This window comes from Chryseobacterium sp. JAH (assembly GCF_001507335.1).
Classification (GTDB): Bacteria; Bacteroidota; Bacteroidia; order Flavobacteriales; family Weeksellaceae; genus Chryseobacterium.
Map to the genome: position 1 here is coordinate 166,465 of NZ_LMAH01000001.1, position 13,019 is coordinate 179,483.

A 13,019-nucleotide genomic window follows, 5' to 3' on the forward strand; every position below is an offset into this window, starting at 1 on the left:
CAATGCTCAATACAATCCGAAACTACAAATTTCCTTATATCGTTTACAATTTTTTCAACAAGAAAAAACTGAAACACAATATTCCGCTTTATAAAAAATTTGGACTGGATAAAAGTTATTTTTCGAGTATTTCGAGCAAAGATTTTGCAAATCTTCCTGATGAAGACCGCAAAGTTGATTATCCAAAACTTATAGAAACTGATTTTTATAAAAATCTCACACCCGAAAATCAGAATTCCGTGCTTGAATTTGATGACAAAGGTTTTTTAGTATTGAGAAATTTTCTGACGGAGAAAATCGCTGATCAGATCAATGCTGAGATAGACAAATTGATGGCAGATGGAACCGTAAAATTCCGCTATGGTGGTAAACTGATGTTTGTGATTCATCATTCTGAAATCATTAAAAATATTGGTAACGACAAAAGTTTACTTGAATTTTTATCGGTTTTGATAGATGGCCAGGCAAAACTATTTCAAAGCATCAATTTCATCAACGGAAGTCAACAGAAAACCCACTCAGACAGTATTCATATGACGACGTATCCGCTTGGCGGACTTTTAGGAGTTTGGATTGCTCTAGAAGATGTTGATAAAACAAACGGAGCTTTACATTACATTCCGGGAAGCCATAAGTTGCCATATTTTTTAAATTCGGATTATGATAATGAAGGTTCGGCTTTCAAAATAGGGAAGAAGAGTTATAAAGCATATGAAGAATTCCTTGATGAAAAAGTAAAAGAATTAGGTCTTAAAAAAGAAGTTTTCAAAGCAAAAAAAGGTGATTTACTGATCTGGCACGCCAATATTCTTCATGGCGGTGAACCCCATGTAGATCAATCGAAAACCAGAAAGAGCTTAGTGTATCATTATTTTGACGAAAACAGTATTTGTTATCATGAGGTGACTCAACGGCCCGCACTTTTTGAATTGTAGATGAATTACCTAATCTTTAGTCAATATCAATACAGAATCTTTATCCCGTTTAATATTAAATCCAAAAGGCTTCAGGTCTTCTTTTAAATCTGATGAAGTATAAGGATGGTGGATTTCTATGATTATATGATCGACATTTGAAAGCCAAGAGGTGTTTTTATGCAATAAAGTAATCTCACCACCTTCAATATCTATTTTCATAAGGTCTATATGTTGAATGTCGAATTTCTGTTTCAAGCTTTCAATTGAAACTGCTTGTGTTGAAACTCCGACGTCTGATATTTTTTGATTATATGAAAGTTCGTCGCTGCTGAAATTGACAGATCCATCTTCAAAATATGCTGCAGCATTCATACAAACAATATTTTTGAATGAACTTGTATTATTTTTAAGTAACTCAAAATTTTCTACAGAGGCTTCTACCGAATATATTTTTGCATTGGGATATTTCAGAGACAAGTAGATAGAAGTGATACCAATATGCGCTCCCAAATCAAAAATAATTTTTGGATCTTTTTTTAAAAGATAAAGATGTTCTGAATATGTTTTTTTCCAGAATACTTCGTAAAAAATATCGATGTCACCTTTAAAAGTTCTCAGATAAATGTCAAATTTTTGAAATTCATTTTTTAAATGATAAACAAAGGTCTCATTATCTTTTAAATCTAAACTGCCTTTTTTGAATCGCTTGCTGTATCTTTTTGAATTCACGATTAACGAAATCCATGATTTTAAACTGCTGCTGACTTTACCTGTAAAAAATAGTTTTGAAATGTAATTGCTGAACGACATACTTGAATTTAGGGATTTCAGATGCGTAAAAGTACTCTAAATTTCAGTTAAACTATATCTGTTCCGATGATTTCTTCCGCACCGTAATTACTTGTCGGCAAAGCTTTTATTAAAACTTGTTAAAATAACGATTAAATAGCAAATATTTAGTAATTTTGCTTCCTCAAATTATGACAGATTTTTCAGACTATTTACCGTATGCATTTGCATTGATTGTGGCGATTCCTTTTTTGGTTTTGCTCAGACAGTTTGTCTACACATATATCAATTTAAAAAACCAAGAAATCAAATTACTTTCTGTAAAGTCAAACTCTGAAAACAAAACGCACTCTTACGAAAGAATGACGCTCTTTTTAGAGAGAATGAAGCCTTCCAATCTAATTCAAAAATTTGATAAAGATTTGGCAGCTCACGAGTTTGTATTTTTGACGGAAAGAACTATCAATGAAGAGTTTGAATATAATTCATCTCAACAATTATACGTAACTAAAAATGCATGGCAGAATATTGTTGATTCTAAAAATGCTGTCATTGATCTTCTTCACAAGACTTACGAAAGTCTTAATAATAATCCTAATCTCAACGAGTTCAAAACCGTTTTCATCATGAATTACATGAATGGAGATGATTATATAGGAGCGACCATCGAAGATTTAAGAAGAGAGATTTTAATAATTGCTTAAACTATAAAAATAAATAAATGATTCCAAATTTTAAAGCACATCCGTGGCATGGGATTTCTGCAGGAGAAGATGCGCCAAACGTTGTCAACGTTTTTGTGGAAATTGTTCCTTCAGATACTATTAAATACGAAATTGATAAAGCTACTGGATATTTAAAGGTTGACAGACCTCAGAAATTCTCAAACATTATTCCTGCATTATATGGTTTTGTTCCAAGAACATACTGTAACGAAGAAGTAATGAAATTAGCTGTAGAAAGTGGAGCAGACGACGTTACCATGGGAGATCATGATCCTTTGGATATCTGTGTTTTGAGCTCTCACAATATTCATTCGGGAGGATTATTGATGGAAGCTATTCCAATCGGTGGTTTCAAAATGATTGATGGTGGTGAAGCTGATGATAAAATCGTTGCCGTAATGGTAAGCGACCACGCATTCGGACATTTCAGAGATATCAGTGAACTTCCAGAGGCTGAAGTGAAAAGATTGATGCACTACTTTTTAACGTACAAAAACCTTCCGGATGAGCCTGCAAAATGCAGAATCCAGGAAGTTTACGGAGCTGAACACGCTAGAAAAGTAATTATTGCATCTCAGAATGATTACGCAAGCAAATTTGGGGGATAATATTCCTTCTATGATAAATTTAAAAGAGTAAATGAATTTTCATTTGCTCTTTTTTTTTTGTGAAATTTTCAATATTTAATTTAACCCTTTATTGAGTTTTTAAACACTTTATAATATTTTCCATTTTCTGAATAGAATTATTTGGTATATTTATTATTCTATTACCAAAAAAATATTAAACTATGGACTTATTTTATTTAGTACCCATTTTTGGTGTTATCGCATTACTCTATACATTTCTTCAAAGCCGTTGGGTGACCAAACAAAATGCAGGAAATGAACGAATGAAAGTAATCAGCGGACACATTGCCGACGGAGCTATGGCCTTCCTGAAAGCAGAATACAAAATTCTAACCTATTTCGTTGTTATTGTCGCCATTTTATTGGCTGTGATGGGCACAACAAATTCAAATTCGCACTGGAGCATCAGTATTGCGTTTGTTATTGGCGCCGTATTTTCTGCTTTGGCGGGATTTATCGGGATGAAAATTGCCACAAAAGCAAACGTAAGAACTGCCGAAGCTGCAAAAACTTCGTTAGCGAAAGCTCTTAAAGTCTCTTTTGCAGGTGGTTCTGTTATGGGGATGGGCGTTGCCGGACTTGCGGTTTTAGGATTGGGAGCTTTGTATCTAATTGTTAAACAAATCTTCGCTCCAAATTCCCCTGTTGATTCTCATGAAATGGAAAGAACCATTGAAATTCTTACAGGATTTTCTTTGGGTGCAGAATCAATTGCTCTTTTCGCCAGAGTAGGTGGCGGAATTTACACTAAAGCAGCCGACGTAGGCGCCGATTTAGTAGGTAAAGTTGAAGCAGGAATACCAGAAGATGACCCTAGAAATCCGGCTACTATTGCGGATAATGTAGGTGACAATGTAGGTGACGTTGCCGGAATGGGTGCCGATTTATTCGGTTCTTATGTTGCAACCGTTTTAGCAACAATGGTTTTAGGACGTGAAACTATGTCAGACGATGCATTCGGAGGTTTTGCACCTGTTCTTTTACCAATGTTGATTGCCGGAACAGGAATTATCTTTTCTATGATCGGAACTTTATTTGTCAAAATTAATGATGACGAAGATTCTTCTACATCAAGTGTTCAGAATGCTTTGAACCTTGGGAACTGGGGAAGTATCGTTATTACAGCAATATCTTCTTATTTCTTGGTTAATTATTTATTACCGGAAACAATGGTTCTACGTGGACTTGAATTTACTAAAATGGGCGTTTTCGGAGCCATCATGGTAGGTCTTGTGGTAGGAACCTTAATGAGTATCATCACAGAATACTACACAGCAATGGGCAAAAGGCCAGTAAAAAGTATTGTAAAACAATCTTCTACAGGCCATGCAACAAACATCATCGGTGGACTTTCAGTAGGGATGGAATCTACATTTTTACCGATTATTGTTTTAGCTGGAGGTATCTACGGTTCATATCTATGTGCAGGATTATATGGTGTGGCCATTGCAGCAGCAGGTATGATGGCAACAACAGCAATGCAGCTAGCCATTGATGCATTCGGGCCAATTGCTGATAATGCCGGTGGAATTGCAGAAATGAGTGAGCTACCAAAAGAGGTTCGCGAAAAAACAGATATTTTGGATGCCGTAGGAAATACAACAGCAGCAACAGGAAAAGGTTTTGCGATTGCTTCAGCAGCTTTGACCGCTTTAGCTCTATTTGCAGCCTTTGTTGGAATTGCAGGAATTGATGGAATTGATATTTACAGGGCAGACGTCCTCGCCGGTTTATTTGTTGGAGGAATGATTCCTTTTATTTTTTCATCACTGGCAATTACTGCAGTTGGACAGGCAGCAATGGCAATGGTAGAAGAAGTGAGAAGACAATTCAGAGAAATACCTGGTATTTTAGAAGGTAAGGCAGAACCTGAATATGAAAAATGTGTTGCGATTTCTACCGATGCTTCCATTAGAAAAATGATGCTTCCGGGAGCCATCGCTATTATTTCACCGCTTTTAGTCGGGTTTATTTTTGGACCCGAAGTTTTGGGAGGTTTTTTAGCCGGAGCAACAGTCTGTGGTGTTTTGATGGGAATGTTCCAGAATAATGCAGGTGGAGCTTGGGATAATGCTAAAAAGTCTTTTGAGAAGGGAGCAAAAATAAACGGTGAAACGTATTACAAAGGTTCAGAACCACACAAGGCCTCAGTAACGGGGGATACGGTCGGAGATCCATTTAAAGATACTTCAGGACCATCAATGAATATTTTAATTAAATTAATGTCTATTGTTTCATTGGTAATTGCACCTACGCTAGCCGTGATGCACAAAGATAAAATTGAAGCCAACAGACAGGCAAAAATTGAGAGCTTAACAGGAATGACGGGTACAATTTCTGCCAAACAAAATGTTTCAGGAACTCCAATAGAGGTTGTGCCAGCGCCGATAACAGGGCAACTCAATGAAAGTGGGGATTTTGTATATAATACAGGAAATATTCAGGAGATCAAGCTGAAAGGAGGCAAAACCATTTCTTTAGGAAATCAGAGCCAACTCTTGCTGATGTATAATCAAATAAAAAATAACCAGCAGACCGTTTTAGATCCTGATGAATGGTTTACCATCGAAAATTTATTTTTTGAAACCGAGTCCAGCGACTTAAAAGCAGGCTCCGAAGTTCAACTGATGAACCTTGCTGAAATTTTAAATGCATATCCAAATCTTAAAATAAAGTTAGGTGGCTACACAGATAATTCAGGAAGCGAGGAAGGAAACAAGCAGTTATCAAACCTTAGAGCGCAAACTGCGAAGCTAAAACTTTTAGAATTAGGAATCGCAGCTGACAGAGTAGAAGCAGAAGGTTATGGATCACAATATCCTGTTTGTGCAGCTAATGATACCGATGAATGTATGGCAACAAATAGAAGAATTGATGTGAGAGTTCTTTCTTTATAATTAAATTAAACTTAACTAAAACGAAACACCGCAGAAAAACTGCGGTGTTTCGTTTTAAAAAAATTCTAATTTATCTTCTTTCTAATATTTCAGTACATATATTTCTTCCTTCATTACACCAATAAGTATATGTAAATTCATTTTTATCATTTCGTGTGATTTCGTACACTGTCTTTTTTCCAACAAAATGAAGATTATCCTCAAATAATAATTTTGATTCAATTTTTGTAATTTCAGTTTCGAATTTGCAATCATTTAGTATTTTCATTTTACTTGTGATCATTATAAGATTATCTCCCCAAACTTCATTCATTGTATGTGTTGTAAATCTAACTTTATACGTTTCATCACTATCAGATTTTAATCTTGACAAAGTAACATTTTTCAAGAAGTAAAATAAGTAGAAGACTTTTATTCCAAAGCATGATGAAAAAGATTTTTAAGTTTATATCACAAATTTTTTCTCAAATGATCCAAAGCCTGAATAATCACATCATCTTTTTTGGCAAAACTAAATCTTATATAATCTGAATCCTGTTTTGACTGGTAAAAAGCAGAAAGCGGAAGGCATGAAACTTTTTTTTCTACAGTCAGCCATTTAGAAAATTCCACATCGGTCATGGTTTTTGAAATATTCCTGAAGTTTACCAATTGGAAAAAACCACCTTCAGCTTGTTGTTCGATTTGTAATGGTGTATCTTCAATCATTTCATTGAAGACATTTCTCTTATTCTGCATGATTTTTTGGTTATCTGAAGGGTCAAAAATTTCAAGATATTTTGCAATCGCATACTGACAAGGAGCATTTGAACTATATGAGATATATTGCTGGTGGTGTCTGAAGTTATCCAGTAATTCTTCTGAAGCTAAAAGATAACTGACTTTCCAGCCTGTAGCATGGAACATTTTACCAAAAGAGAAAATAGAGAAGGTTCTTTTCTTAAGTTCAGAATGAAGAAACGGACTGTAATGAGCAACTTCATCATAACAATAGATGTCATATATTTCTTCTGAAATTACATAAATCTCCTGATTTTTTATCAACTGATAGAGCTTTTCCCAGTCTGAAGCCGTCCACATTTTCCCTGTCGGGTTTTGTGGAGAATTAATAATAATTGCTTTTGTTTTTTCTGAAATACAGTTTTGAAGTTTTTCCCATTCAATGGAAAAATCATTATCCAGATTATAGTAAACAGGAATTCCGCCATTCAAGACAATAGATGGTGCATAAGTATAATAGGAAGGCTGAATAACAATCACTTCATCCCCAAATTCTAAGATCGATTTCAGTGAGGTATACAAGGCAAAAGTAGAACACGGAACAATATTAACTTCTTCTTTCTTAAGTCTCAAACTATTGATTCTTTGAGAATTAAACTTTAATATATTATCAATCAGTAGAGGGTTACCGGAAAGAGATTCGTAGCTGTGACTGATGATGTCAGCAGACTCTTTGAGATAATATCGAAGCCTCTTATCAATTTCAAAATCGGGAAGACCCAATGACAAATCGTAACTCTGATGTCTTAACGCAAGTTCAGACATTTCAGTGAAAAATGTGTAGTCATTAAATCCGTATTTTTTTTTCATATAGACTATCAAATATATAAAAAAAACGATGCCGTACCACAGTTAAATTATTTTTGCTATTTTTAAACAAATAATTTGTAAATGAAATCGACGTCATTGGTTTTGATTAACAAACACCAATAAAAAAGACGATAACATTACTTGTTACAACTTTTTGGTATAAACTTTTAAAAAATAAAATCTGTATATGAAAAAAATTCTGATTCCTATGTTTTCTGCTTTCGTTTTGGCAAGTTGTGGAACTTCAAAAGTTACTACAACTGGTCAAGATACGTCAAAGTCGGTTAGTTCAAGTTTACCTAAAGACGACAAAGCTTTTCAGTCTGCTTATCAAGCTATTAAACTTGAAGACCTTAAAAAAAACCTCTACGTTATTGCAGCCGATGATATGGAAGGTCGAGACACAGGAAGCCCTGGTCAGAAAAAGGCAGGGGAGTACATGATTAATTATTATAAAAGTATAGGAGTTTCGTTTCCGAAAACCTTAGGATCGTATTACCAAAAAGTCCCGGCTGAATATATGCAGAAAAGAGGGGGTAGAAATTTACCTGATTCAGAAAACATTCTAGCTTTTATAGAAGGTAGTGAAAAACCTCAAGAAATAGTTGTAGTTTCTGCACATTATGACCATGTCGGAACACAAAATGGTGTAGTGTATAACGGAGCAGATGATGATGGAAGTGGAACGGTTGCCGTCATGGAAATTGCCAAAGCATTTCAAACTGCTAAAAAAGCAGGTAACGGTCCCAAAAGATCTATCTTGTTTCTTCATGTAACCGGTGAAGAACACGGACTCTTTGGATCCGAATATTATTCTGATAATCCTGTTTTTCCCTTGGCCAATACTGTTGTTGATTTAAATATCGATATGATTGGTCGCGATGATCCCGAAAATAGAGGTAAAAAATATGTGTATGTCATCGGATCTGAAATGTTGAGTTCTGAATTGAAAATAATCAATGAAGCTGCTAATAAAAAAACGGTGAATTTAGAATTAAATTACATGTATGACGACCCTAATGATCCGCAGAGATTATATTACAGATCAGATCATTATAATTTTGCAAAAAATAATATTCCTGTAGCGTTTTATTTTGACGGTATTCATGAAGACTATCATAAGTCAACCGATGATGTAGAAAAAATAGACTACGATATGTTACAAAAGAGAACGCAGCTGGTTTTTGCGACAGCTTGGGAAATTGCCAACAGAGAAGCTAGAATTGTTGTAGACAAAAAATAAGTTAAACTAAAATATTAAAACCTATAAGAATTTTCTTGTAGGTTTTTTTCATTAAGAATATGAAACAAAATATAAAATCAATCCGACCTTTTATAGGAGCGAAAAACTTTGAAGAAAGCAGATCATTTTATAGAGATTTGGGTTTTGAGGAAGTTGTTCTTGAACACAACTTCTCAGTTTTTAAAAAAAATGAAATTGCTTTTTATCTGCAGGATTACTATGCAAAAGAATGGATTGAAAATACAATGGTCTTTGTTGAAGTTGAGGATACAGAAGCATATTATAATGAAATGCTCGCTCTAAATCTTCCTGAAAAATATGCAACAGCAAAGCTCAGCCCAATCAAAACAATGGATTGGGGAAAAGAGTGTTTCCTACACGATCCTTCAGGAATACTTTGGCATTTTGGAGAGTTTTTTAATCAATAAGCAATCATTGAAGTAAACTTCCGAAATTGGAATTGTGATAGTAAAAAAAACAAGAATATGAGAGCTGTGCATTTAACACATGAGAATTACACTGCATTAAAATCAAAAAACCTATTATTTCTTAAAACGCCTGGAATTCGTGTAGATAGAGGCGAGATTTTATTTCAAAATCCACTGAGTTGCCAACTGAATTTGATTATCATTATTTAAATCTTTAGAAGGTTCCACTAATTCATCAGGTTGTATTTTCCCGGTATAATTTTTACCTGTCCTGTCCATTTCATAAGAACTTGCCAGAAGAATCATTTTCCCATCGCTTAGTTTGAATCCTTTATTTGCACTTGTCAGTCCAGCAGAAGGAGTTCCGAAAGTTCTCACATTGGTTTTTCCAATAAAAGAAATAGCAGTCGCTTCACCGCTGCTCGCTGTCATGGGACCAATTAAAACAGCAATGCGATTATTTTCATTTTTAAGGTGGTAAGGTTTGCTCGTCTTTGTATAGTTGGTTTTTCCATTTTTATATTTCCAAGGAGTTTTCTTTTTTCCATCAGTGAAATATCCTAAAGTTCCATCGCCAATCAATGGTCCCAAACCGGCGATCATAGGAAACATATTTCCTCCCGTATTGGTTCTCAGATCAACAATCCAGCCCTTGATATCATTTTCGGTATCAAGTTTTTCTATCATCTGCTGAATCTTTGCTGCAAACGAATTGCCGAGCTTACTGTTCACAGATGAAAATCCGGGAACCATAATATAGCCGATATTTCCTGCAATTAATTTACTTTCTGGTTCTTTAGCTGCAGGATTCGTTGTGTTTTTCTGATCAACAGTAGTTTTAGATTCAATAAAAGAATGAGAATCTCCGGCTTTTCGCAATTCTTTTAACATATATTGCAAAGCTGGTGAAGTATCATCTGTCTTTTCCATTCCTTTAGAAATTCTCTGCAGATTGGTTTCCATTTTAGTCCAATCTACTTTTTCCCTGAAAATAGAATATTTCTGAATGATTTTTTTAAAATCATTAATATAGTTTAAAGCTTCTTTTGATGCCGGTTTTTGCGAAAACGGAATTTCTGTTATGCTGAAATCGTCAAACCACACTTTTCCACCCTTAGATAAATAGCCGCCCAATAAAAAATTATCTGCTTCATCATCTATCATAAATTCTAAAGAATACTTTTTCCAGTCAGCATTAGGAATGATATTTTTTCCCTGAGAAAGTGAATTCCCAAAATCAATCATTTTTTTCTCTTTATCTCTTACCTGTGACCACAATACAATATCTCCAACTGTGTTTTCAGATTTAATGTATGCACTTATTTCTATTTTACGCAATCCTTTTCCTGGAACTGTTGCCACCTGAGAGAAAGGCTGGAATCCACCTGCATCTTGTTTTGAACATAAAATCTGTAAAGAATTATTTCCTGAATACTTCATATTATGATCAATCTGTATTTCATATGGGTAAACGGCCTTTGAATTCCATCCCGTAGGAAAATGATCTTTTAAGCTTTCGAAGCCCGAATTTTGTAATTGTGCCTGCGCAAAAAATCCGCATAACAAAAGAATACTGAATAAATTTTTGTTCATAAAATTATTTGATTGGTTCAAAAATAAAGAAGATGTATCATATAAATGTTTGTTTATGAAATTTTAACGAAAGAATCCGCTCTTTAGAAGCGGATTCAATAGATAAATACATCTCATTTTTTTTAATTAGACAACAACAAAAAAGCACAGCCGACGATGCTGTGCTTAAATTTTTATTTCAAATTTAATTGCAATTCCGAAAACGAAGAGAGCAAAAATTGATTTCATTTCAGTTTTATTACATAGTAAATGTAAGAATATTTTTAATACGCAACATTATTTTAATGTTAAAATTCACATCTTATCCACATTTTTTTGTGGATAAGATTTTTATGCCATAAGATTAAATATAAATGAACTTTTCATCAAATATTTTATATATTTGATATATTTTCACACTTATGAGACAAATATCCTTTTTTTTCTATTTATTTTCCTTAACTCTATTTGTAAAAGCGCAATCTGTTTTTCCCTATACGAAAGCATGGGGAACATATGTAGGAGGATCAGGCACTCTTATTTATGATCAAAATCAGTACGGTAACGCATTTCATTTAGACAGTTACAACAATATCTATGTTGGCGGTGTTACAAATATGCAGAGTGGTTATCCAGATTCGTACTACAATCAATATGTGTATGGCGGTGGCAACAATGTGACAATGGGAGTTTCCTATAATCATTACAACGCCAAATTTTCTGTAGACGGAAATTTTCTAAAAGGAAGCTATACCGGAGCATCAGGATTAGGATTTACAAATTTAATTGGTATTGATCACAATAATAATAAATACTACATTCAATCAATTCCTGGTCAGGTTCCAAATCTTGCAACTCCCGGAGTTTGGGTGGAGCAGACACCTTCAGGAAATTTCAGTTATCTTCTTTCAAAATATGATAATTCTAATAACCTTCTTTGGAAAACATATATACCAAATCCTTCAAATAATTATTTTACCATAAAGTTCGATTCTGATAACAATATTTATTTATTGGGGCGCACTGCCCAGGACATTCCTAATCTTACAACAACCGGAGCATTTCAGGAGAATTTCGCATTAATTTCTTCAACAGAGTATGTTAATTCTTTTTTAGTAAAACTTAATACTTCCGGACAGAGAGTTTGGGCAACCTATATTGCACGGCAAATTTATGATTATGACATTTATGCATCAGGAATCTATCTTTTGACTTTATCATCGAATACACAGGTGCCTGGTTATGCCACAATAGGAACTTTCCAATCAAATACATTTGGCAAGCAGTTAGTCTTAAAATTTAATACTTCAAATGGCTTCAGGCAGTGGGGTACTTATCTTGGTACAAATAATACTGATTATAACGATATGGCAAATGATGTAGAAGTAAATGAAACTGGAATATACATCAGCGGGCTCACCTCAATTTCTTCAAACCCTTCTTATTTCGCAACTTCCGGAGCTTTCAAAACCGCTGTTACAGGAAATACGGATCTCTATCTTACAAAATTCGACTTTACAGGAAACAGAGTTTGGGGAACCTACTTTGGTAGCAATAATGTAGAAGGTGTAAATGCTTTTCCTAATCTAAGTCTTTTAGGTGACCGTATTGTAATGATAGGTAAACAATATTCCAATACAGATAATATTTCAACCGCAGGAGCATACCTCACAACACCGATTGGTACACTCCCTACATCTACAAATTCTTTTTTTGTAGAATTTGATTCTTCCGGGAGCAGAAAATACTGTTCTTATTTTTTAGACCGTGGCAGCTCAACTTATGGAGATAAGCATTCTCCTGTATTGCTGAATGATGGTTCATTAATAATTTGGGGATTTACCTCAAATTCTACAGCGGTAGGTACTTCAGGATCTGCATTTCCTTCGATGATAAATCCTTATCCCGGAATGCCATTTGGCTACATTGTTAAATTTAATCTTAAAAACCAATTAGGAACTACGGATTTACTTAAAAACGATGATTTACAGCTTTATGACAATCCGAACAATGGGAACTTCAGTATTTCAGGAAGTATTTTAGAAAAGCAGAAAGCAAGCCTTGCCATATTCGATATGTCTGGGAAATTAATTCATCAGACTTCATTTGAAAAAAAGAAAACCAATCAATTTAATTTACGTTATAAATTAACAACTGGCAATTATCTGCTTGAAGTAAAATCTGAAAAAGGTATGAAGCTGAAAGTTTTTAAAATGACCGTGAGATAAT

11 protein-coding genes are annotated in these 13,019 nt (G+C 34.3%); 7 read left to right on the top strand and 4 right to left on the bottom strand.

The features are described from left to right. The first annotated feature begins 2 nt into the window (after nt 1-2). A complete protein-coding gene (locus AR685_RS00790; protein WP_059123436.1) occupies nt 3-935 on the top strand; it encodes a phytanoyl-CoA dioxygenase family protein in 933 nt (310 codons plus the stop codon). A gap of 9 nt (nt 936-944) precedes the next feature. Here AR685_RS00790 and AR685_RS00795 read toward each other — a convergent pair whose 3' ends face one another. Beyond that, nucleotides 945-1,727, bottom strand: coding sequence for an FkbM family methyltransferase (locus AR685_RS00795; RefSeq protein ID WP_047443965.1), 783 nt, complete (start codon nt 1,725-1,727; stop codon nt 945-947). A 170-nt stretch (nt 1,728-1,897) separates the two neighbouring features. Between AR685_RS00795 and AR685_RS00800 the strand changes: the two genes are divergently transcribed. The 3 genes from AR685_RS00800 to AR685_RS00810 all read left to right on the top strand — a co-directional run bounded on the left by AR685_RS00800 (nt 1,898) and on the right by AR685_RS00810 (nt 5,957). Continuing rightward, a complete protein-coding gene (locus AR685_RS00800) occupies nt 1,898-2,410 on the top strand; it encodes a hypothetical protein (RefSeq protein ID WP_047443966.1) in 513 nt (170 codons plus the stop codon). A gap of 17 nt (nt 2,411-2,427) precedes the next feature. Continuing rightward, a complete protein-coding gene (locus AR685_RS00805) occupies nt 2,428-3,039 on the top strand; it encodes an inorganic pyrophosphatase (RefSeq protein ID WP_047443967.1) in 612 nt (203 codons plus the stop codon). A gap of 182 nt (nt 3,040-3,221) precedes the next feature. Then, a complete protein-coding gene (locus tag AR685_RS00810) occupies nt 3,222-5,957 on the top strand; it encodes a sodium-translocating pyrophosphatase (protein ID WP_059123437.1) in 2,736 nt (911 codons plus the stop codon). A 70-nt stretch (nt 5,958-6,027) separates the two neighbouring features. Here AR685_RS00810 and AR685_RS00815 read toward each other — a convergent pair whose 3' ends face one another. Next, on the bottom strand, nt 6,028-6,330 hold the full coding sequence (locus AR685_RS00815) for a hypothetical protein (protein ID WP_131777580.1): 303 nt from the start codon (nt 6,328-6,330) through the stop codon (nt 6,028-6,030). A gap of 77 nt (nt 6,331-6,407) precedes the next feature. After that, nucleotides 6,408-7,547, bottom strand: coding sequence for an aminotransferase class I/II-fold pyridoxal phosphate-dependent enzyme (locus AR685_RS00820; RefSeq protein ID WP_059123439.1), 1,140 nt, complete (start codon nt 7,545-7,547; stop codon nt 6,408-6,410). A gap of 187 nt (nt 7,548-7,734) precedes the next feature. On the opposite strand from AR685_RS00820, the gene AR685_RS00825 reads away from it, so the two are divergent. Both AR685_RS00825 and AR685_RS00830 read left to right on the top strand, forming a co-directional pair. Then, nucleotides 7,735-8,790, top strand: coding sequence for a M28 family metallopeptidase (locus tag AR685_RS00825; RefSeq protein ID WP_059123440.1), 1,056 nt, complete (start codon nt 7,735-7,737; stop codon nt 8,788-8,790). Between the two features lie 59 nt (nt 8,791-8,849). Next, nucleotides 8,850-9,218, top strand: a complete 369-nt coding sequence (locus AR685_RS00830) for a glyoxalase (RefSeq protein WP_059123441.1) — start codon at nt 8,850-8,852, stop codon at nt 9,216-9,218. A gap of 159 nt (nt 9,219-9,377) precedes the next feature. On the opposite strand, the gene AR685_RS00835 is transcribed toward AR685_RS00830, so the two are convergent. After that, a complete protein-coding gene (locus AR685_RS00835; protein ID WP_059123442.1) occupies nt 9,378-10,811 on the bottom strand; it encodes a S41 family peptidase in 1,434 nt (477 codons plus the stop codon). A gap of 401 nt (nt 10,812-11,212) precedes the next feature. Here AR685_RS00835 and AR685_RS00840 point away from each other — a divergent pair, with 401 nt between their 5' ends. Continuing rightward, complete coding sequence (locus tag AR685_RS00840; protein ID WP_047443974.1) at nt 11,213-13,018, top strand: T9SS type A sorting domain-containing protein; 1,806 nt, start codon at nt 11,213-11,215, stop codon at nt 13,016-13,018. Nucleotide 13,019: the final 1 nt, after the last annotated feature.